A 21562-nucleotide genomic window follows, 5' to 3' on the forward strand; every position below is an offset into this window, starting at 1 on the left:
TGAGCATTCACAGTCCAGCCTCCAACCAATCGTGTGCCGACACCGGTCGCAACATCTGTGCGCCCGTTCCGGTTCGCATGGGCAGTACGTGGGAACCGAGCACGATCACCGACCAAGGGTCGAGGTCGAGATCGCGCTCCCACGCGGCGTACAGCAGTCGCGCGCAGTCACTGTCGGAGACCGGATCGAACTCCGAGCCGACCGTGGCACCCGAGCGCGCGACATCGCGCAGAATGCGCGCGGTGGCCTCGGCCCGATCGAAACCGCGCGCGGGCGTCGCCGCGTACAGCTGCTCGGCGAGGATCTTGGTCTCGGCCGAGCGCTCGCCACCGATCCCGGCCTGACTCAGCACCACGGTGCGAGTGCGTTCATCGAAGTACACCGACAGCTCACGCAGGACATCGGCGGGATCGTCGGGTGAATGCACGAGATTCAACAGGTAGTTGTGCCTACCGAGCAGATACCGCAGCTGGCCCGGCACGCGCTTGCGCGGATCGGTAGGCCCCTTCGACTCCGCCAGCCGGATCGGCACCGGCACCTGGCCGTCGCGCCCGCGCACCAGCAGCACCAGCACCTCGGAGATGCCGACCAACAGGTCGGCGAGGCGGCGGCGCTCCGGCGAGGCGATATTCCACGCGAAATACCACAGTGCCCGAGCCAGGTGCCGGTCGACGGGAATCCTGGCGCTGGTGACGACCTGAAAGTCGTTGTCGGCCAACCACTGCAACGTCGGCTCGAGCGCACGGGCGACGATCGCGTCCGGCTTGAGCAACAAGATCGAGTGCGATCGCGCGAACTCCTCGGCATCCAGATCGAATCGATCGAGATGTTCGACGGTCTCCTGGAAGTAGGTGTCGCCGAGATAGGCGGCCACCTTGGCCGGCTGCGGTGTCAATCGCTCGAGCAGGGCGCGCAGTTCTTCGGTCTGTGGGTCGTTGGTCATCGGCGCACTCCTGCGGACCGGTCGTCGGCGAGTATCTGCTCGATCGAGGGCAGCGGCGCACCGAGATATCCGGACTCCAAGCAATAGTCCAGCAGTAGCCGCAGATAATCCTTGCCGCTGGCGGGTGAACGCGTCCCGAGCAGCGCGTCGGCGTTCGTCGTATCGAACACCAGCCGCCGACGAAAATAGCTGGTGTAGAGGCAGCCGATACGCCGGTAGTACTCGCGTTCGACCGGCTCGAGATCCGACTCGGCGAACGTCGCCTCCGGCACGAACGTCGCGACCTCGAAGGACGGATACTCCGCGAGCACGTCGGAGACCTCACGCAACGACAGCGTGTCCCGCCCCACCGCGTGCACCGTACGGCCCTGCGCGGAGTCGAAATCGAGCACCGCGGCGACCACCACGGCGGCGACATGATCGACGGGCGCCAGCGACAGCGTCGCGTCGTAGCGACCAGGCAACGAGCGCAGTTTGCCCTCCACCATCAGCTTGACGACGGTATAGAGATTCTTGTACTCACGGATCGCGCCGGTGTCGCTGGCTCCGGTGACAATGCCGGGGCGCACGATCGCCCAGCGCAGGTCCGGTTGCGCCCGCACCAGCTGCTCGGCACGAAACTTGCTGTCCTCGTAGCCGTTTCCGAAGGACTGTTCGCCGTCGGACGCGTCCTCGGTGATCGTGCCGCCGCGCATGCCGCACACGTAGGCGGTGCTCACCTGCACCAGCGGGACATCCCACCGCCGTGCCAGTGCGATCGCGTTGGCGGTGGCGGCGACATTCAGTTCCTCGTAGTCCCGGTCGGAGGCGTCGAACGCCGTCGTGGCCGCACAGTGCACGATCATGCCGACACGCTGGGACAACTCGGCGAGGTCGCGCTCGGCCATGCCGAACTCCGGCAGCCGGATGTCACCCTGCACCGAGGTGCCCGGCGTCACCACCGTCGCGTCGTTGCGGACGATCGCCGAATTACTGTGCAGCACAGCGCACACCGGAACGCTCGCGGCCAACAGGCGCGCCACCACCTCGGCGCCGACCAAGCCGCTCGCGCCGGTGATCAGTACGGTGTCGCGGTCGCTCATGCGCGTCCCTCCTCGGCGAGGCTCGTCGTGACGAGGGTGACGACATCGCCGACGCGACGCACGCCGAACAGTTGTTCCGGTCGGTAGCGGGGCAGGTCGAAGGTGCGCTCGAGCACCACGGTCAGCTCCATCAGTCGTAGCGAGTCGAACCCGATGTCTTCTATCAGCCGCTGCTCGGCGTCGAGGTCGGTACGGGGTTCGGGGGCCATCGCGCCGATCAGCGCGCGCACCCGTTCGGCAGGATCCAGCACGTCGCCGGTGGTCATGACAGCTCCGTTTCACGCAGATGAGGTTGGTGCCCACCGGAATTCAGCAGGTCCCTGGCTTCATCGATGGGCAGGTCGGTATTGAGGTAGCCGGCGATGCGCAGCCAGTCGTAGCTGATCGCCAGGGTGCGGCGCCACTGCTCGCGGGAATCGAACGAGGCGGGGAATCCGGTCGCGGAGCCACCGGCGGCCACCCAGCGCACCAGTGCCACGAATTCGTCCACCGCGCTGAGCCCGGCGATCGCGTCCTGCCCCGCGTCGAGAATCCGCGAGAACCGCACTCGCTGGGCCTCGGCCAGACTCGCGAGCAGGTCGTCGCGGCGCATGGCATGGGTGGGCAGCAGCCGCCGGATCGTCGCCGCCGCGGCCACATCGGCGGGCAACGGATGAATACCGAACGCCGACAACAGGACTCGAACGCTCATGGCGATCAAACGGTGCGCCGCGATATCGGCGACGCCGCCTTGCGCGTTCTTCACCGCGCCCGCGAGATCCTCGCGCGCGTTCTCCAGCACGATATTGGCCCACACCAGATTCAACGCGCACTCGGTGAACCGCAGGGCGGGCAGGGGCGAGAGCGTCGCGATCGTGTCCTCCCTGGCCGCACCGAGGATGCCGAGAGCGGGCGCGAGCGAAGACGGCACCGGCGTCATGGGGCGCAGCTGCGCGCACATCGCCAATGCGGGGGCGATCACTTCGCCTCGACGCCACTGCAATCCGACGAATCCGAGCCGAACGAACTCCGCGAGCTCCTCGGTGATGTCGCGGCGCGCGCGAGCGAGCACGTCGGCCACCGAATGCCGGAACACCACCGACCGCCAGGCGCGAGCGCCGTTGTCCGACAGGACGAATACCTCGCGTTCGCCACGCAGGACATGCACTCGCCCGCCGATCGACCAGGTCGTGACGCCGGGAACCCTGGCGAACACAATCTGGTGCGGATCGTCCTGAACACCGTCGACGCCGAGCTCCTCGGCCAAGTCGAGCGCGCGCGCCCAGGTATCCGGTGCGCTCACCGAGGTGTCCACGGCGACGAGATCGCGGTAGGTGCCGATGGGTGCGTGCGCACCGAGCCGATCGAGTTGGCGTGGCAGCCATTTGGTTTCGACATACGTTTCGCCGCGCCGCGCCGCCCACCCCTTCATCGCCTGCGTCAGGCCGTCACGAAGCCAGTCGGCGGCTTCGTCCTCGGCCCGCAAGGCGTGTAGCGCCACCGCGTGACGCAACGCCTGCCGAGCGCGCGCGAACCACCAGTCCGCGACGATGTCGGCGAAGCCGCTGTGTTCGAGCAACCCGCGCAGCGCGGCGACCTCGGTAGCACCGTCGGGACTGCGCACCACCGTGGCGCGCAGGAACCGCTGACACCGATTGAGCACGTCTTCGTCCAACTCGGCGACGCTCGCCGCCTCGGCGACCCTGCGCAATTGTCGACGCAATTGCGCCGTCGAGCGCGTCCGCACCTCCACCCGGCGACCATCGATGAACAGCACGGTCGGCAGGGTCGGCAGCTCCTCGTCACCGGGGGTGAGCACGAGGAAATCGACGTCGGAGCCGTCGTTGCCGAACCCCTCGGCCAACGAGCCCTCGAACAGCACCGACGAACCCGAGGCCACCTCGACGCTCACCAGCGCGTGTGCCAGCAGTTGCTCGATCCGCGCAGGTGGCAGGGTCGGTCGCGGCAGCGAATCCGAACTCGAATCCTGCTGCGCCGCAGTACTCTTCAGTGCGGCGGCGGTGCCGTCCACCTCGTGCACCACCGCGTCCGGCAGCAGGCCGTCGCGATACTGCTGCCACATGTGCCTGCGCCGCGGCTTGCCGCTCGAGGTCCTTCGGATGATGCCGCGCGGCCCCGTGACGATAGTGACCGTCTGCGCGGGACCGAGCTCACCGCGAATGATCTTGCGCGCCTGACTGATCCACTCACCCGGCGCCGACTCGGCGAACAAGGCGATGCCCTGGGCACCCGCCTCGGTGATCGCCACGGCGGCGAGCTTGCCCTTGGTGATCCCGGTCTCCTGCGACACCCGTGACTCGATGTCTTCCATGAAGACCGACCTGCCACGCACCTTCAGGCTCGACCCCATCCGCCCGAGTACGAAAACCTCGTCGCGATAACGGAATCCGGCGTCACCGCTGTAGAGCGCACCGTCGAGAATCCTGGTCGACCCTGAGCCGGTATCGCTGTAGCCCAGCGCCACCGAGTCGCCGACCACCACCATCTCCCCGAGTACACCGTCGGGCAGCTCGCGACCCTGCTCGTCGACCACGCGCACGGTGGATTCCGGGGTGGAGAAGCCGAGACCGGTGATCCAGCCGGCACCGTCCACCCGATGGGTGTCGTCCAAGGCGCGCTCGTCCAACACCCGCACCGGCTCACCGAAGCGCAGCGCCGGGTTGTCCAGGCGCAACGCGGTGATCGGACGACCGCGTGCCGAGGAGGTCACCATCAGCGTCGCCTCCGCGAGACCGTAGGCCAGCGTATAGGCGTTCGTCGAAAAGCCTTGGCGGCCTGCCAGTTCGGCGAAAGACTGGAGATCGGCGACCTCCACCGGCTCCGACCCCACCGCGAGCGTGCGCCACCCCGACAGGTCGAGATCGGCAATCTGCTCCGGAGTCACCCGGTGGGCGACATAACCCAGTGCGAACGACGGCGACGGCGAATGCTGTGCGTGCGCCATCGCACGCAACCAGCGCACCGGGTCGCGGACGAACTGGTCGGGGCGCATCAGATACAGATTGCCCTGGTTGGTCACCGTTGTGAGGAACGCGCCGACCAAACCCATGTCGTGATACAGCGGCAGCCACGACACCATCGCCTCGCCGGGCCGCCAATCGACCAACCGGGAGATCATGTCGATGTTGTTGGCCAGATTGTGCCAACTCACCCGCACACCACGCGGCGCACCCGTCGACCCCGAGGTGAATTGGAGCAACGCGCACTCGTCCTGTTCACCGAGCACCCTGGTCGCCGGTGCGGGGGCCAAGGTGGCCACATCGATCACCAACGGCTCATCGGCGCGACCCGCCGCCGTAGCGGCCTCGCGCACGAACGACACGAACTCCGGCGAGGTCACCACCAGGCGCGGCGCCGACTGCTCGAGAATTCCCGCGATATGCGCGACGATCTGCGCCATGTCACCGAACATGGGCGGCGCGACCGGGGTGAACACCCCGCCACACGCCCACACCGCATAGAAGGCGGACACGCAGGCGAAACCGGTCGGCATGATCACGCACGCACCGTCGCCGCTGGTCATGCCGTGTGCGCGCATCAGTTCGGCGATCGCCCACGCCTGCTCGGCGAGCTCGGCGTAACTGCGAAACTCCCAGCCGTCGGACTCGTCGGCCAAATGGATTCCCGTATCGGTCGCCGGGTCGACGAGCCACCCGCGTACGGCCGCGACATCCCCCACTCGCGCGACATCGTTGTCATGCATCCCGCTGATCTCCTTCGGACAGCACAGTAACCGTCCCATTCGTTCCATCGACCCGAATTCGCATCCCGGTTCGCAACCGCTTCGTGACGTCCTTGACCTGCACCACCGTCGGGACGCCCAGCTCACGCGCGACGATCGCGACGTGGGTGAGCGGGCTGCCGCGCTCGATCACCAGCGCCGCCGCCGACGGCAACGCCGCGACCCAGCCCGGATCGGTGCGGTAGGCGATCAACACCCCGCCCGCCACATCGCGCGGCTCGTCGACGATCACCGAATCGCCTTCGGCGACACCTGATCCGGACGGCGTTCCGGTGAGCACCGTGCCCGCTGTGGCCGCGGGGGTGTCGGTGACCGGCACCCAGCCCTGCTGCGCCAATTCCGCCCGTGAGAACGTCGCGCCCGTCGTCACGAACCGTGCCGGTGCGACGAGCTCGCAATCCCTGGCGCGCTGCGCCTTTCGAGCCGCGATCAGTGCGCGCAACCCGGTGGTGTCGGCGCCCTCGTAGCTGCCACGCAACTCGTGCACCGTCAGGAAGAAGACATCGGCGAACTCGTCGATCACCCCGCGCGCGGCCAAATCACGGCCCATCACCCGGATCATCCGCTTCACGATCCCGAAGGCCCTCGTCCGGCAGAACCGCAATCGTTCGCGATGGGCGGCGCACCGAGAAACCTTGCCGCGCAACCGTTCATAGATCCCGCGACGCCAACCCCTCAGGTGCGCGTCGAGGTACTCCTCGGCCTCGTCGCCGTGCCCGAGCGGCGCGTCCGGCAGCGCGCTGCGCAGCATGACGAACAGGCTCGACGGGTCCTCCCGCAGGTCGGGGGTCTCCAATTTCAGCTCGTCCAGGCTGCGATAGCCGTAGCTGTCGATATAGGCGTCGACCGCGGCACGGAAGGCGGGGTATTCGGCGATCGCGGGGTAGATCTGTTCGGGCGCTGTCGATTTCACCAACTCCGCCAGCTCGCGGTCGGCGCGCACCAGATCGGCCAGCTCACTCATCGCGCGGGCGGGTTCGGCCGACTCCACATCCGCGCCGGGTCCGACGACGGCGTAGAGGAACCATTCCGGCGCCTTCGGCAGAAATAGCTTGGTGAGCAGGAACATCAGGCCCGTGCAGGTGAGCAGGATGGCGTCGAGCACCATCAGCGGACCCCACCGCCGCACCAGATCGTCATCGACCGTGCGATAGGCGGTGTAGGCCTGTTCGCCCGTCATCGTGGTGTAGTCCATGGCGTCGTATTCGTCGTAGACGCGGTAGAACTCCGTCATGAAGTTCTCGATCATCTCGTCGATACCGGTCAACCGACGCCAATAGGTCGCCGTGGTGACCACGCGCGAGCGGAGCCTGCTCCACGGCGAGTCGAAGGTGAACGGGCGCAACGTCTTCGCGATCTCGTTCGGCAACGGTTCGGCCACGCCGAGCGCGGCCTCCAGCACCTTGCGGTTGAGCGGGTAGCCCGGCGCGATGCCCACCATCCGGTACCAGTGCAACAGGTTGTAGTAGACGCGGCCGTGAAAGTAGCCGAGCAGCACCGGAGTCCACTGCTCGGTCTGGCGCACCTGCGCCGCCGGCACCTTCAGCGACCGCGCGTAGCCGTGATACACGCGACCGTAGATATCGGCGGCGGTGGTGTAGGTCAACGGCGAGGTGACGCCGTTGAAACTCTCGATGATATTGGAGTTGTCCCAGATGCGCTGCTGACCCGCGGGGACCTGCTCACCGGCACCGCGCAGCAACGCGGTCTCCTCGGCGCCCCGCTCGGCCACCGTCGAGGTGATCGGGCGCGCCTGCAACAACCAGAGACCGTCGTCATCGATTGCCCACTCCACGTCCTGCGCGGCGCCGAAGCTGGCCTCCAGCTTGCGGCCCCATTCCACGAGTTCCTCGATCTCGGCCCGCGCCAGTGCCGAGCGTGCGCGACGCTCCGGCTCCACCGCACGCACCGCGACGCCGGACGCGCCGGTCGCGGTGTAGGACTGCTCCTTGTCCCCCACGGTCGTCTCCAGCACCGCGCCCGTGACCTTGTCGATCACGATCGAATCCGCGTCGACCGCACCCGAGACCAAGCCCTCGCCGAGGCCGTAGACCGCGCTGATCACCAACTCGTCGGCCCCGCCGCTGATCGGGTTGGCGGTGAACAACACACCGCTGGTCTGTGCCGCGACCAGCCGCTGCAACACCACCGCCGCCGCCGAGGGCAACGCCTGCGCATGGGCGAACGCGTAACGGATCGAACGCTCGGAGAACGCCGAAGCCCAGCAGCGCCGCACTCGGTCGAGCACCTCGTCGATTCCGTGGATGTCGAGGAAGGAATCGAACTGTCCCGCATACGAGTAACCGGGGCCGTCCTCGACCGGCACCGAGGAGCGCACCGCGATCGCGCCACCACCGAGCCGGTCGTAGGCGTCGGCGATCAAGGCACGCACGTCTTCGGCCACCGGCGCGGCGACGATCGCCGCGCGCAGCGCCGCACCGGCGGCAAGGGCCGAATCGAGGGCACCCTGCTCGGTAACGCTGATATCAGTGAGTTCGGCCAGGGCCGCGGTGAGCCCGGCGTCCTTCTCGAAGCGCGCGAACGTCTCGATGCCGAGCACATTCCATTCGGGGACGCGGAAACCCCCTTCGTGCAAGCCGAGTAACCCTCGGGCCTTGCCACCACCCTCGGCAGCCATCGTCGCGGAATCGGTCCACGGTCCAAGCAGTCGCACTGCGTTCTCTCCCATCGGCCCCGACCGGCGCCGTTCTCCGGTTCGCCTCTTGCGTTCAACACCCGAACACCCGGCACTACCTACCGGACACATTTCACGAGGTTCTTGGGATATATCCCTGTATTTCCCGGGTCGTTAACCGATACTGCCAAGGGCACAGTGTCGCCGCCGCGCGAGCGAACGGGTGTGACCGCTAGGCTGCCCTGGAGTGTCGGTGGGTTTGTGAGGATGTGATTCGGCAGTGGGTTGGACGTTCACTCCCGATGAGTTCGCCCACGTATGGCGCGAAACCGACCTCGACCGCCACCCGTTCCCCTTGCGGATCCTCGAAACTCCTCGCACCGAGGACGAGGCGCACAAGCTGCGCCAACGCCTCGATGAGCAATTGCCGAGCGGGGCCGATCCCGACCTCACCGCCTGCCTGCGCATTCTCGCGGCACCACACACCAGGATCGTGGCCGTCGGCGGTACCCACCAGCGCGGCCACGAAATCCGCCTGCTCGCCGGGGTCATCTACAACCGCGCCGTACTCGCCGTACAGCAACCAGGATCGAGCGCGGAATTCGGTGGCCACGTGGGCATCTCGATCGGTCACACCGGCAAACTCGGCGCACGGATCGCCGCGCTGCTGCCGGAGGCCGACGCGGGACGCCACCGAGCCAGAACCGCGCCCGCCGACGCGGTACGCGACGAGGAGTCGGTGATCGCCAGTCAGCCCGCGGCGCCGCGCATCCGCAGGCTGCTGCTGCAACCGCACACCGCCGAAGGACACATCCGCATCGAACCCCGGCTGGACCGTCCGACACCGCCGCCACCGATTCACTACACCTGGTTCGACGTGGCCGACGACGGCCGCTACCTGATCAAGGCGGGCGAGCAGGTGCACATCACGCCGGCGAGCACCGAGCAGATCGGTGCACAGCTGCAAAAACGCATTCCTGCGTAAGCCCGACGGCCAGATGCCAACCGGCAACACCTGCTGCCCTGCCTACCGCTTGCCGCTACTCTGGTCGAACGAACCGATCTCAGGGGTGCGCGATGATGATCGATACCAGCCGAGCCGATATCGCCGGATTCAAGCAGGCGGCGCAGGCAGGGTCCGTCCAGTTCGACCCGGACGCGGCGCGACGGTGCGCCGAAATGTACGACCACCAGGCCGACCGGCTGCTCTACCTCCAGCAACAGCTCGAAACCACCTCGGAGTTGGGCGGATTCGGCGGATTCGTCTCCGCGCAACAGTTACAGGCCGGGTTCACCCACAAGGCACGTGACGCCGCGGCGCTGCTCGATCACTACATCGAAGCCGCCTACCGCATGAAGGAAGCGTTTCTGCTCAGCGCGGGCCTTTTCGAAGAGGCCGACGCCGCCAACGCCGCCGCGCTGCGCGCCATCGAGACAAGGGCACCACGATGACCGGCAACGATCCCGACTACATCAGCTCGATGGAGCACTTCGAGTCGATGCGCCACGAGGAGATCTACGCCAAGGCGCAGCAAATCGACGCCGAACAGGTCCTGCGCGCCTCGGCCACCTGGCTGGAGGTCGCCGGGACCCTCACCGCGTCGTTCCCGCTCACCCGCGACACCGTCGACCGCGAGATGAACTCGGTGCAGTGGCAGGGCGCCACCGCCGACGCCGCCTACGAGAGCACGCGCAGCTTCGCCGCCTCGGTCGATGAACTCGCCGGGATCATGACCGAGGTCAGCGCCAGGCTCGGCGGTGTCGCCGCGGCCGCCGAAGCGGTGAAGCTCGCCGTGGTACCACCCGGCACCTCGGGGCCCGTCGGCGCGATCGCCGAACTGCTCGAATCCGCGCACGTGATCGATGCGCAGGCCGCCCAGGAAGTGCTACGGCAAGAAGCCGTGCTCGCCATGAACATGGTGTACAAACCCGCCTACCGGCTGGCGGGTACCGGCGTTCCCGCGCTGCCGCCGCCCCCGCTGCAGCGGGACGCACCGCAGGGACAGCCACGGACCAACGGCCACGCGGTCGACCCGAGCGTGACCGCACCCGATACCGAGACCGTCCCGGTCACACCCGCGCCGAACGCTGCCGAGCCGAACGCGCCGGAACACCGAGCACCCCGGCAGAGCGCGCCGGAAACCCCTGACCCCCAAGCCACTCCGGCCCCTGTCCCTTCCCCCGCGCCCGCGCCGTCGTCCGAGCAGCCGACACCGCCCGCGCCGACAGCGCCAGCACCGCCGACGCAGGCACCGACACCCACCCAGGAGCCGACGCAGGCACCGCCGACGCCGGACGCGCAAGCGCCGCTGCCGACAGCTCCCCCGATTCCCGAGGTACCCGACCCCGACCTCCCGCAACCACCACCGATCCCGGACCAGGGCGAGGCACAGGAACCGCTCCCGATCCCGGAACCCGAACAGCCACAGGCGCCCCCGCCCATCCCCGGTGCGGGCGAACCCACCCTCACCGACCCCGGCGGCCAGCCGGGCATCACCGGTCCCATCCCGGACCCAGCCAGCCAGAACCCACCGTCGACCACCAACCAGCCGGGGGTCGTGCCCTCCAAACGGTGAGATAGTCGGCAGACCGTTTCCGTGTTCGGCCCGGGCCGAGAACGGCGGCATCCTCGAAATGACACAGCGGAGAAGTGCCAGGCCGCTACTCGGCACCAATCACTCGGCGCGGTATCGCGGCTCGGCGACAGCGCGTCGTATCCGCATGACGCCGATGGTTTGTGCGTTCGTGCCGGCGCACATGGCCCGCGCGACGCGGAGAGCGGGCACGAACCGCATCACCCGTTGCATCGATCGGCGGAGACTTCAGACGCCCAACGGTGGTCTCCGGCGGCGAAACGTGCCGCGATACAGCAACCGCCATTCGCGTCATCGGTAGTGCGCCTGCATGACCGCGCGACTCCCACGCGGGCGAAGCCGCCGCTCTGCCGCACCCACGCCTGGCCGCGCTGCTCAGCAGCATGCCCGTCGGCAGCCCGATCCGACACAGTGCATGTCCCCCACGTTTGGCGCGAGCGGGCTGGCGACCGAACACACGGGTCAGGAAAGCGATCTCCACGCCAACCCGAACGTGGCTGGCCGCGCAGATTCATGTTCGGCTCGTTCGGCCCTGCCTTGCGCGCGGCGACATCAGGCCGAAGGCGCCCACTCCGAAAGGTACGCACGGTAGGTGCCCAATGGCAGCGCGGCGTCGTACACGAGCTGACCCGACGGCGTGAATTCGGAGATGTGCGCGGCCGAACCCCAGCCGACGAGGGTGTTGCCGTTGGGCAGTGTCTGGGCATTACCCATGGCGTAGGCCGTCAGGTTGGCGGGATGAACTTGCTTGCGCAGCAACGACGCTCGGCCCGCGTCCACGTCGAGCCGAATCCACTGCACGTCGGAGAGGCCAAGGGTGGTGCGGCCGCTGGAGTTGTTGTCGAACAGGCGCAGGGTCGTCGGGTCGGCGAACTCCGCGTCGTGCTGGAAGGCGAACTCGACACCGGGCTCCAGCGCGAACGACGAACGCTTGCCACCCAACTGCCAGTTGATCTCGCCGGTCTCGATGTCGACGTCGTAGACCGTGGAGGTGTTGCGCAACGAGATCACCAGATCGCCGTGCGGATCCAGTGCGATCGAATTCATGTGAAACGGATCGTAGGTGCTGGCGCCGGGCAGCAGGCCCGGCTCGGTGCTGTCGGTCAGCGGCACGTGCTCGGCCGCGCTCCAGCGCAGCAGCACTCGCTTGCTCGCCACATCGACCACCGAGGCGACGGTGTCGAACATCTTCGCGTCCTTCGGCCCGCCGATCGCGGTGAGATCCGCCGACACCTCCTCGTACGAGGTGATCAGCGCGCGGCCGTCCTCGGTGAGCCGGAACTCATGCACATCGGACCCGGAAATCCCTGGCGCCGAGATCTTTTCGATGATGTTGCCGTGCTCGTCGGCGATATAATCGGCACCGGATCCGTGCCCGGCGACCGTGCTGCCCTGCCACCAGGTCAGCACCCGCTTGCCCTGATAGGTCTGGGTACGGAAGTTCGACACGTCCTGGCCGGGCGGCGGCGTGTAGCGCCACACCTCATGACCAGCCTTGTCCAGCACGATATTCGCCGCCGCCACGGCGGGCAGCGGCGCCAACGCCTGCGCGACCCCCGGCACGAGAGCAGCGGCACTCACCCCGTTGGAGTAATAGACATAGCCGGGCGCACCCGAGGGCTCGTTCACCGTCACGGTGTAGGCCAACGCCGCGACCGGCGGGCTCGGCAACAGCGGCGCCGACAGCGCCGACGGTGCGCAGAGCACGATACAAACGGCCGACAACACCGCGGCCCGCCGCACCCGACGGGAAAGAACGTTCATCCGAGATTCCTGGCTTTCTGCGGTTCGCATCTCGATCACGCGGCGATCAGGACACGGTCGAGACTCAGACCTTGACCAGATCGTCGGCGTGAATTACCGGACGCTGCATAGTATCCGGTAACTCCACGGTGGACCGACCGAGCATCCCGGAAAGCTCGGTGTTGTCGTATTCGACTACGCCCCTTGCGATCACCCGATTGTCCGGCGACACCAGATCCACCACGTCACCACCGTAGAAACGCCCACGCACGCCGGTGATCCCCGCGGCGAGCAACGACCGTCGACGACATGCGACGGCCTGCACGGCACCCGCGTCGAGCAGGACCGCACCGCGGCTGTCGGCGGCATGGCGAACCCAGAACTTACGCGCGGACAACCGAACCGGGCGCGCGGCGAACGCGGTGCCGACCTCGCCGTCGGTGAGCGCGGCTGCCGCCGAGTCGGCGGCGGCGAGTAACACGGGCACCCCCGCGTCGGCGGCCAACCGCGCGGCCGACAACTTCGAGGCCATCCCGCCGGTGCCGAGCGTGCCGCCGCTCCCGGCGATCACGCCGTCCAGATCCGCACTGCTGCGCACCTCGGGGATGAAGTTCGCCGATCCCTTTCTCGGATCACCGTCGTACAAACCGGAAACATCCGACAGCAGCACCAACGCGTCGGCGCCCACCAGATGCGCGACCAACGCGGCAAGCCGGTCGTTGTCGCCGAAGCGGATCTCCTCGGTCGCCACGGTGTCGTTCTCGTTCACCACCGCCACCGCACCGAGCAGCCGCAACCGATCCAGCGTGCGCTGGGCATTGCGGTGATGCTCGCGACGGGAGAAGTCACCCGCGCTCAGCAACACCTGGCCGACCGTGCGCTGATACCGCGCGAACGACGTGCCCCACGCATGGGCCAACGTCAACTGCCCGACACTCGCCGCGGCCTGTTTGGTGGCCAGATCACGCGGACGGCTGGTGAGCCCGAGCGGCGCCAACCCGGAACCGACCGCACCGGAGGACACCACCACCACATCCGAGCCCGCACGCATACGCGCCTCGACGGCGTCGACCAAACGATCCAGCCTGGCGGTGTCCAACCCGCCCGGCAAGCTGGTCAGCGCCGAGGAACCGATCTTCACCACCACCCGGCGCGCGGTGACGATCGACCGTCGCGCCGCACTGAAACCTGACGAATCCGCCCCCGCGGCCACCGAATTCATAGACACAGCGCCCGCACCCCCTGCGCGCCAACCGAATACACGGCGCCTGGTACGCGGGGTGGCAACGGATGTGGAATATGCGGCGCCCCAGCGCATTCGGTTGTCAACCGCAACGGCATGTTCGCGCCCATATCCCTGTCCTGTCCTCAGTCTCTGTCGTCGTCGGCGTCCACGTCGTCGGCCGGTGGGAGGTCGGCCTCGCCCGACGGCTTGTCGCCGACGAGCCCACGACGCACCCGCGAGGCGTGCTTACGCTCGGCCGCACCGATCCGTTCGTTCTGCTCGAGCCGAATATCGGTGCCGCGCCCCGTCGGAACCCGCTCGATACCCGCCGAGATCTGCGGCTCCCACTCGAAACTCACCGGACCGATGGTGACCGGCGCACCCGGCTCGGCGCCCTGCTTCACCAACTCGGCCTCAACACCGAGGCGCGCCAAACGGTCGGCGAGATAGCCGACGGCCTCGTCGTTGTCGAACTGCGTCTGGCGTACCCACCGTTCCGGCCTGGTGCCGCGCACGATGAAACCGCCCGGCTCCTCCGGGTCGGCGTACACACTGAAACCGGACTCGTCCACCGCGATCGGCCGAATCACGGTGCGCTTCGGCGCCGCCTTCGGGTGCGCTTCGCGATACTCGCGTACCAGATCCGCCAACGCGAATGTCAACGGCCGCAACCCCGCCCGGCTCACCGCCGAGATCTCGAACACCGGCCAGCCACGCGCGGAGAACTCGTCGTGCACCATCTCGGCCAACTCGGCGCCATCGGGCACATCGGTCTTGTTCAAGATCACCACGCGCGGACGACCGGCGAGGTCGCCGAGATCGTCGTCGGCACTCAGCGCGGGCTTGTACGCCGCCAACTCGGCTTCCAGCGCGTCCACATCCGACACCGGATCGCGACCCGGCTCCAGCGTCGCGCAGTCGACCACATGCGCGAGCACCGCGCAGCGCTCCAGATGCCGCAAAAAGTCCAACCCCAGCCCCCGCCCCGCACTCGCACCGGGAATCAAGCCGGGCACATCGGCGACGGTGAAGGTGGTGTCACCGCTGGCGACCACCCCGAGGTTGGGCACCAACGTGGTGAACGGGTAGTCGGCGATCTTCGGTTTGGCCGCCGACAACACCGAGACCAGCGACGACTTCCCCGCGGAAGGGAAACCGACCAACCCCACATCGGCGACCGACTTCAGCTCGAGAACGAGCTCCAGCTCCTCGCCCTCCTCACCGAGCAGCGCGAAACCCGGCGCCTTACGCGCCTTCGACGCCAATGCGGCATTGCCGAGCCCGCCGCGACCACCCCTGGCCACGATGAATCGATTGCCGGGGCCGACGAGATCGACCAGAACGTTGCCCGCTTTGTCGAGCACCACGGTGCCATCGGGCACCGACAGCATCAGTTCGCCGCCCTGCTTGCCGTCGCGGTTGCTGCCCTCCCCCGGCTTGCCGTTGCCCGCCTTGGCATGCGGATGGAAGTGGAAATCGAGCAGCGTGTGCACGTTGGCGTCGACCTCCAAGATCACGTCGCCGCCATTGCCACCGTTGCCGCCGTCGGGGCCGCCCAACGGCTTGAACTTCTCGCGGTGCACCGAGGCACAGCCGTGCCCGCCCTTACCCGCACGCACATGCAGCACGACACGGTCGATGAATTTGGACATAGGCCGATCATCCTCCTTCGGGAGTGGTCGTACTCGAGGTCGCGTCGCGGGTTCGCGGCACAGCCGATGACAGATCGCGTCGTCACGAGACACAGAAAGCGGGCCAGGGTGAAACCCTGACCCGCTCAGCTGTTGTCTACGTTGGGCCAGGCTATGCCTCGACCGGCTCCGGGACGACAATGTTGACGGTCTTGCGGCCACGCTTGCTACCGAAAGTGACCGCACCGGCTTCGAGCGCGAACAGCGTGTCGTCGCCGCCACGGCCGACGTTCACGCCGGGGTGGAAGTGCGTGCCACGCTGACGCACCAGGATCTCGCCCGCCTTGACGGCCTGACCGCCGAAGCGCTTGACGCCGAGGCGCTGGGCGTTGGAATCGCGTCCGTTCCTGGAACTGGACGCACCCTTCTTGTGTGCCATAGCTGATTCTCCTCGAAGTCTTTACTTGATGCCGGTGACCTTGATGACCGTCAGCGGCTGACGGTGACCCTGGCGCTTGTGGTAGCCGGTCTTGTTCTTGAACTTGTGGATGCGGATCTTCGGGCCCTTGGTCTGCTCGACGACCTCGGCGGCCACGGAGACCTTCGCGAGCTTCGCGGCATCGGCGGTGAGGTCGGCGCCATCGACGACGAGGACCGGGTCGAGCGCGACGGCCGTGCCGGGCGCTCCCTCGATCTTCTCCACCTTCACCAGGTCACCGACCGCGACCTTGTACTGCTTTCCGCCGGTCTTGACGATCGCGTACGTTGCCATCGGTCGGCTGCCCTTCTTCCTGTAGTGCTCGGCACTCGCTCACGCGGCAAAGGCAACCGGCCGGATGATTCCGCCGGACGCGCACAGCCGCAAGACTGGTCTGGTATTTACCGCCGCCTCGGCGCCTGGTGATGCTCGGTGTCGACCTTCGACGACGTCTTGCGACGGCGTGAACGCCTCTCCTCGAGTACCGGGGCCACGAAGACAGCACATGCTGTCACCTGGCAGCGACTGGCCAAGATTACAGGACGGGCACCATCACAACCAAACCGGTCCCCGGCACGACCTCGACAGCAGTGCCCGAACCGCACGAACACGTGTGGCCTCCGTCATCGATCGATGACGGAGGCCACACGTGAACTGGCACAACTCAGTCCGGCGCCCCCGCAGGACGGCCGACGGCCCGACGCCGCGGGCGCCGCACCGGAACCTCGGGCGGCTCGGGATCGGAGTAGTCGATCGCCACCGGCGCGGCCTGCTCGGCGCTCGGCAGGACGAACACCGCACCGGCGCTGTCGGCCGCCGGAGCCGCGGTGGAACGCGCCACCCTCCGGCGACGCGCGGGACGCTGCGCGGGCGCTGGCGCACCGTTGGTCGGCGCGTCCGACCCTGCGGGTGCCGTCGGCTCAGCGGGAGCGTGCGCTTGCGCCGGGACGCTCGCCTCGACCACCGCACTCGTTGCCGCGGCCTCCTGCGTGTCCGTCGGCGCGGTGACGGCCTCCGGCTGCTCCACGGCAGCACTGTCGGCGGGCTTGTCCGAGGAGCGGTTCTTGGCCGACCGTCCGCGTCCGGAACGCTTCCGAGGGCTCGCCTCCCGCGCTTCGGCGACCTCGACCGCCTCCGCGGGCACCACCTCGGCATCGTCGGCGGGCACCGCGACGGCGGCCTCCTGCTCGACCACCGCCGTGTCGTCCGACGACGCGGCGACCTCGTCGGAATCCGGGTGATGCGAGGCCATCGCCAACGCGACCGGATGCGCGCGCTTGACCGCGATGTCTTCCTCGGCGGGTGCTGGGGCCGACCCGTTGGTCGCGGGCTCCGGCGTACTCGGCGCAGCGGCGGCGGGCGCGTTCTTGTCCCGACCGCGACGACGCCGCGAACCACTGTCCTTACGGCCACCGTCGTCGTTGGACGACGACGCGGACGCCTCCACCGGGTAGGTGTGCACCAGAATGCCGCGACCCTGGCAGTGCTCGCAGGTGGTCGAGAACGCCTCGACCAGCCCGGTTCCCAACTTCTTGCGGGTCATCTGCACCAGGCCGAGCGAGGTCACCTCCGACACCTGGTGTCGGGTCCGGTCGCGCCCGAGCGCCTCGGTGAGCCGACGCAGCACCAGATCCCGATTCGACTCGAGCACCATGTCGATGAAGTCGACGACGATCATGCCGCCGATATCGCGCAGCCGCATCTGGCGCACGATCTCCTCGGCCGCCTCCAGATTGTTGCGGGTGACGGTCTCCTCGAGATTGCTGCCGCCGGACCCGGTGAACTTGCCGGTGTTGACGTCGATCACGGTCATCGCCTCGGTGCGGTCGATGACGAGCGTGCCACCCGAGGGCAGCCACACCTTGCGATCCAACGCCTTCGACAACTGCTCGTCGATGCGATGCGCCTCGAACACGTCGACACCGTTGTTCTCGTGCCGCGACACCCGCGTGAGCAGGTCGGGCGCCACCGTGCCGATGTACTTCTCGACGGTGCTCCACGCCCGGTCACCCTCGATGACCAGCTTGGAGAAGTCCTCGTTGAACAGGTCGCGAATGACCTTCACCAGCAGGTCGGGCTCTTCGTACAGCGCCTTGGGCCCGCTGGAATCCTTACCGGCGGCGGCCTTCTCGATCGTGCGCCAGGTCGCCTGCAACCGTTCGACGTCGCGCGCCAGTTCCGGCTCGCTGACCCCCTCGGAGGCGGTGCGGATTATGACACCCGCGTCGGCGGGCACGATCTCGCGCAGGATCTCCTTGAGCCGCTTGCGCTCGGTATCGGGCAGCTTGCGGCTGATCCCGGTCGAGGTGCCGCTCGGCACGTACACCAGGAACCGACCGGCCAGGCTGATCTGGGTCGTCAGTCGAGCACCCTTGTGCCCCACCGGATCCTTGGAAACCTGCACCAGTACCTGATCGCCCGGCTTGAGCGCCTGCTCGATCTTGCGCTCACGTCCGCCGAGGCCGGCGGCCTCCCAGTTCACCTCACCGGCGTAGAGCACGCCGTTGCGGCCACGGCCGATGTCGACGAAGGCCGCCTCCATGCTCGGCAACACGTTCTGCACCCTGCCGAGATACACATTGCCGACCATCGACGCCGAGCCTGTGCTGGTCACGAAGTGCTCGACCAGGATGTTGTCTTCCAGCACCGCCACCTGGGTCGCGGTCGGATGGTCGGGGAACGACTTCTCGCGCACCACCATCACCCGGTCGACGGACTCGCGGCGGGCCAGGAATTCCGACTCGGTCAGAATCGGCGGCCGACGCCGACCCGCCTCCCTGCCGTCACGACGGCGCTGGCGCTTGGCTTCCAGCCGAGTGGAGCCGCTGATGCCCTGCACCTCGTCGGACGGTGTCCGGTTGCGGCTCTTGTTCCTCGGCTCGCGTTCGTGCACGACGGTGTTCGGCGGATCGTCCTGGGTGGCGTCGTCGCCGGAGTTGTCGCCACCGGAATCACCCGAGACCTTCCGACGGCGACGCCGCCGACGCCGCCGCGTCGACCCGTCGGAGTTCTCGTCGTCCTCGGCGTCACCGTCGGAGGCGTCGGAGTTCGACGACTCGGACTTGGCATCACCGGACTTGGCATCACCGGACTTGGCATCACCGGACTTGGCATCACCGGACTTGGTATCGCCGGACTTGGCATCACCGGTCGACTTGGCGTCGGCACCGGTCGCCGAGTCGTCGTTCTTGCCGCCCGAACCGGACTGCCGGTCAGCGGTGTCCGCGTCGTTCTGGTCGACCGAATCGTCGTCACCGTCGTCGCTCTGCTGCTCGCCACGACCGCGGCCACGGCCGCGTCGCCCGCGCCGCCGCCGCCTCGGCTGACCGTCGTCGTGCTGATCACCGGAATCATCGGATTCGCGGTCGCCGTCGGACTCCACGTCCTCGGACTTGTCCGCGTATTCGGCGTGCTCGCTGCTCTCGGGTTCGGCCGGTTCCGCCGCGGCCTGCTGCTGTTCGGCCTTGCGGCTCTCCCGGGCCAGCCGTCGCTGCTTGCGCGCCTCCTCGGCCGCCGCAGCGTCCGGGGAAAGGAACAGCGGCGCCGACACCTCCGCCGGTGCCTCGAAGGCCACCGGCGCGGGAGCCTGCGGTTGGGTACCGGCCAAGTGGGTGAACAACTGCACCGAGGGCCGGTGCGCCGGCTCGACGCTCGGCTCGGTACCCGGGATCACCGGGTCGGGTGCGGAGAACATGACACCGCGGTTGCCCGACGCCGTGGCGCCCTTGCCGGTGGACCGGGTGTCCTCGGTGGTCTCGGCGGCCTTCTCCTGGCCAGCGGCGGATTGCCGCGGCTCGGAGGTCGGGTCCGGCGCGGGCGCTACCGGCTCGGCGGCAGCGGCCTCGTCGGGGACCAACGCATCACGGACCGACTCCGCGACCGACCGGTCGACGTTGGACTGGGCACTGCGAGCCTCGGATCCCAACTCGGTGAGTTTTGCCAGGATGCGCTTGCTCGTCGTCCCCAGCAGTTTGGCAAGTGCATGAACTCGGATTCGCTCCGGCAATTGTTCGGCATCCTGTGCTGTTGTGTTCGGCGGCTCTTGATCGGCCACGAAAGTCTCCTCGCCGCCCCCGGGCGCGTCCCTCCCAGCGGGAGTGACGCGGCCGACGCGGGGGCGCTGTCCGTCTGCCTCGCACCTGTTGGGCGCAAGGTCCTATGGTCTCGCCCCGCGTTTCCGGTTATCACCTTGTCGTTCGTCGGTCGGGCTAACTGGTCACGCGGCGCCTGGCTATTGGCTGATCCGCGATGTCGAGCGCTCATCCAGCGTGCCGACGCGAACAACGCACCCGATAACCGGGTACACCGTCCGTAGCAGCGATGATCGGCATCGAACCGCGGTGTCATCCGGCTGCGATCGCATCGATCGTTCGCATACCTGCACGAACAGTCCATGGCAAAGGCGGCCGCTGTCAGTATCCCACACCGTGCGCCGAGGGTTCGCCGTGGCGCATGCGAACCCGACGCCCGCGCTCACCTCGAACACGGGTCGACAGGCCGTCTCGGTGCGGGATTCCGGCAGCGATCCGGCGGGTTCAGGCGGGGTTTATGCGGGCAATTCCGGGAACCAGAGAGCGATCTCACTCTTCGCCGACTCCGGCGAGTCGGACCCGTGGACGAGATTGTTCTGGGTCTCCAGAGCGAAGTCGCCGCGAATGCTGCCCGGCACGGCCTTCTCGACCGGATCGGTGCCACCGGCGATCTGGCGGAACGCCGCGATCGCGCGGGGACCCTCCAGAATGGCCGCGACGACCGGACCCGAGGTGATGAATTCGATCAACGAGCCGAAGAACGGCTTTTCGGCGTGCTCGGCGTAGTGGCTCTTGGCCAGCTCCTCGGACACCTGCTTCAGCTCGAGTGCCGCGATGGTCAAGCCCTTGCGCTCGATCCGGGCCAGCACCTCGCCGACCAGACCTCGGGCCACACCGTCCGGCTTGATCAGTACCAACGTCTGCTCAGTCACGGCGCACACTCTAATCGGCAGGTGCGCTGGTCATGCACGGGGTTGTCCGCGCAACGGGATCGTTCGCCCGCGAGCGCTCACTCAGGGCCGCTCGTCAGAGTCGCTGACTGGGCAGCAGACCCTTCTCCATCCGCGCTCGTACGTCGGCGCGCAGCACCAGCAGAATGCCCCAGACCACGGCGAACACGATGCCGATAATGCCGATCGACAGGTGGAAGAACGTGCCGAGCAGAAGCAATACCTGTAGGCCGAGGTTGAACGAGATAGCCCACGGCTTGCGTTGCACACCGGCGCCGAGGAACATCACCACCGCGAGAATGACCAGGTAGCTGCCGGAAGCCCAGGTGACTCCGCCGCCGACCGCGGCGACCACCGGCAAGGCCAGCAGCACCACGATCGCCTCGAGCACCAATGTGGCGGCCATGACGCCACGGAAGCTCTTCCACGGGTCGGTCGCCGGTGGCGACACCTCGGCGTCGGGTTCACCCGGTTCGGTCATTGCGCATCCTTCTTTTCCGTATCGCCC

At 67.8% G+C, this 21562-nt stretch carries 16 protein-coding genes; 3 read left to right on the forward strand and 13 right to left on the reverse strand.

Annotated features, from left to right (window positions below; genetic code table 11):
- Positions 1-7: 7 nt before the first annotated feature.
- From ABEA50_RS29665 to ABEA50_RS29685, 5 genes are read right to left on the reverse strand one after another with little or no spacing between them, the layout of a single operon-like run.
- Positions 8-943: a nucleoside-diphosphate kinase gene (locus ABEA50_RS29665; RefSeq protein ID WP_345499702.1), complete on the reverse strand. Its 936-nt coding sequence runs from the start codon at positions 941-943 to the stop codon at positions 8-10.
- Positions 940-2025, reverse strand: a complete 1086-nt coding sequence (locus ABEA50_RS29670; RefSeq protein ID WP_345499704.1) for an SDR family oxidoreductase — start codon at positions 2023-2025, stop codon at positions 940-942. The genes ABEA50_RS29665 and ABEA50_RS29670 overlap by 4 nt, the downstream gene beginning before the upstream one ends.
- Entirely contained in the window at positions 2022-2291 is a 270-nt protein-coding gene (locus ABEA50_RS29675; RefSeq protein ID WP_345499706.1) for an acyl carrier protein, read from the reverse strand. Before ABEA50_RS29675 ends, ABEA50_RS29670 begins: the two co-directional genes overlap by 4 nt.
- The gene (locus ABEA50_RS29680; protein WP_345499708.1) at positions 2288-5728 is read right to left on the reverse strand and encodes an AMP-binding protein; all 3441 of its coding nucleotides are present in this window, start codon (positions 5726-5728) and stop codon (positions 2288-2290) included. Before ABEA50_RS29680 ends, ABEA50_RS29675 begins: the two co-directional genes overlap by 4 nt.
- Positions 5721-8456, reverse strand: coding sequence for a phosphoenolpyruvate synthase (locus ABEA50_RS29685; protein WP_345499710.1), 2736 nt, complete (start codon positions 8454-8456; stop codon positions 5721-5723). The genes ABEA50_RS29680 and ABEA50_RS29685 overlap by 8 nt, the downstream gene beginning before the upstream one ends.
- Before the next feature lie 226 nt (positions 8457-8682).
- Between ABEA50_RS29685 and ABEA50_RS29690 the strand changes: the two genes are divergently transcribed.
- The 3 genes from ABEA50_RS29690 (at position 8683) to ABEA50_RS29700 (ending at position 10978) form a co-directional block, all read left to right on the forward strand.
- The gene (locus ABEA50_RS29690) at positions 8683-9387 is read left to right on the forward strand and encodes an ESX secretion-associated protein EspG (RefSeq protein WP_345499712.1); all 705 of its coding nucleotides are present in this window, start codon (positions 8683-8685) and stop codon (positions 9385-9387) included.
- A 95-nt stretch (positions 9388-9482) separates the two neighbouring features.
- The gene (locus tag ABEA50_RS29695) at positions 9483-9854 is read left to right on the forward strand and encodes a hypothetical protein (protein WP_345499714.1); all 372 of its coding nucleotides are present in this window, start codon (positions 9483-9485) and stop codon (positions 9852-9854) included.
- The gene (locus ABEA50_RS29700; RefSeq protein WP_345499716.1) at positions 9851-10978 is read left to right on the forward strand and encodes a hypothetical protein; all 1128 of its coding nucleotides are present in this window, start codon (positions 9851-9853) and stop codon (positions 10976-10978) included. The genes ABEA50_RS29695 and ABEA50_RS29700 overlap by 4 nt, the downstream gene beginning before the upstream one ends.
- A 570-nt stretch (positions 10979-11548) precedes the next feature.
- Here ABEA50_RS29700 and ABEA50_RS29705 read toward each other — a convergent pair.
- The 8 genes from ABEA50_RS29705 to ABEA50_RS29740 form a co-directional block, all read right to left on the reverse strand.
- Complete coding sequence (locus ABEA50_RS29705; RefSeq protein ID WP_345499718.1) at positions 11549-12760, reverse strand: arylsulfotransferase family protein; 1212 nt, start codon at positions 12758-12760, stop codon at positions 11549-11551.
- Positions 12761-12824: 64 nt separating this feature from the next.
- Positions 12825-13961, reverse strand: a complete 1137-nt coding sequence (gene proB, locus ABEA50_RS29710) for a glutamate 5-kinase (protein ID WP_345499787.1) — start codon at positions 13959-13961, stop codon at positions 12825-12827.
- Positions 13962-14107: 146 nt separating this feature from the next.
- Positions 14108-15616 (reverse strand): GTPase ObgE, encoded by a 1509-nt coding sequence (obgE, locus tag ABEA50_RS29715; RefSeq protein WP_345499719.1) that lies wholly within the window; start codon positions 15614-15616, stop codon positions 14108-14110.
- Positions 15617-15767: 151 nt separating this feature from the next.
- A complete protein-coding gene (rpmA, locus tag ABEA50_RS29720) occupies positions 15768-16034 on the reverse strand; it encodes a 50S ribosomal protein L27 (RefSeq protein WP_345499720.1) in 267 nt (88 codons plus the stop codon).
- Positions 16035-16055: 21 nt separating this feature from the next.
- A complete protein-coding gene (rplU, locus tag ABEA50_RS29725; protein WP_345499721.1) occupies positions 16056-16367 on the reverse strand; it encodes a 50S ribosomal protein L21 in 312 nt (103 codons plus the stop codon).
- A 370-nt stretch (positions 16368-16737) separates the two neighbouring features.
- Complete coding sequence (locus ABEA50_RS29730) at positions 16738-20127, reverse strand: translation initiation factor IF-2 N-terminal domain-containing protein (protein ID WP_345499722.1); 3390 nt, start codon at positions 20125-20127, stop codon at positions 16738-16740.
- 492 nt (positions 20128-20619) lie between these two features.
- The gene (ndk, locus tag ABEA50_RS29735) at positions 20620-21036 is read right to left on the reverse strand and encodes a nucleoside-diphosphate kinase (RefSeq protein WP_345499724.1); all 417 of its coding nucleotides are present in this window, start codon (positions 21034-21036) and stop codon (positions 20620-20622) included.
- Between the two features lie 94 nt (positions 21037-21130).
- Positions 21131-21535: a DUF4233 domain-containing protein gene (locus ABEA50_RS29740; RefSeq protein ID WP_345499725.1), complete on the reverse strand. Its 405-nt coding sequence runs from the start codon at positions 21533-21535 to the stop codon at positions 21131-21133.
- Between the last annotated feature and the right edge of the window lie 27 nt (positions 21536-21562).

Origin of the sequence: Nocardia callitridis (assembly GCF_039543305.1) — a bacterium.
GTDB lineage: Bacteria > Actinomycetota > Actinomycetes > Mycobacteriales > Mycobacteriaceae > Nocardia > Nocardia callitridis.

Excerpts from the sequence above, each read along its gene's own strand:
- ABEA50_RS29695 (WP_345499714.1), top strand. The coding sequence starts at position 9,483 with ATGATCGATACCAGCCGAGCCGATATCGCCGGATTCAAGCAGGCGGCG.
- proB (WP_345499787.1), bottom strand. The coding sequence starts at position 13,961 with ATGAATTCGGTGGCCGCGGGGGCGGATTCGTCAGGTTTCAGTGCGGCG.
- ABEA50_RS29740 (WP_345499725.1), bottom strand. The coding sequence starts at position 21,535 with ATGACCGAACCGGGTGAACCCGACGCCGAGGTGTCGCCACCGGCGACC.
- ABEA50_RS29700 (WP_345499716.1), top strand. The coding sequence starts at position 9,851 with ATGACCGGCAACGATCCCGACTACATCAGCTCGATGGAGCACTTCGAG.
- ABEA50_RS29670 (WP_345499704.1), bottom strand. The coding sequence starts at position 2,025 with ATGAGCGACCGCGACACCGTACTGATCACCGGCGCGAGCGGCTTGGTC.
- ABEA50_RS29685 (WP_345499710.1), bottom strand. The coding sequence starts at position 8,456 with ATGGGAGAGAACGCAGTGCGACTGCTTGGACCGTGGACCGATTCCGCG.
- ABEA50_RS29665 (WP_345499702.1), bottom strand. The coding sequence starts at position 943 with ATGACCAACGACCCACAGACCGAAGAACTGCGCGCCCTGCTCGAGCGA.
- ABEA50_RS29705 (WP_345499718.1), bottom strand. The coding sequence starts at position 12,760 with ATGAACGTTCTTTCCCGTCGGGTGCGGCGGGCCGCGGTGTTGTCGGCC.
- ABEA50_RS29680 (WP_345499708.1), bottom strand. The coding sequence starts at position 5,728 with ATGCATGACAACGATGTCGCGCGAGTGGGGGATGTCGCGGCCGTACGC.
- ABEA50_RS29675 (WP_345499706.1), bottom strand. The coding sequence starts at position 2,291 with ATGACCACCGGCGACGTGCTGGATCCTGCCGAACGGGTGCGCGCGCTG.
- obgE (WP_345499719.1), bottom strand. The coding sequence starts at position 15,616 with ATGTCCAAATTCATCGACCGTGTCGTGCTGCATGTGCGTGCGGGTAAG.
- rplU (WP_345499721.1), bottom strand. The coding sequence starts at position 16,367 with ATGGCAACGTACGCGATCGTCAAGACCGGCGGAAAGCAGTACAAGGTC.
- rpmA (WP_345499720.1), bottom strand. The coding sequence starts at position 16,034 with ATGGCACACAAGAAGGGTGCGTCCAGTTCCAGGAACGGACGCGATTCC.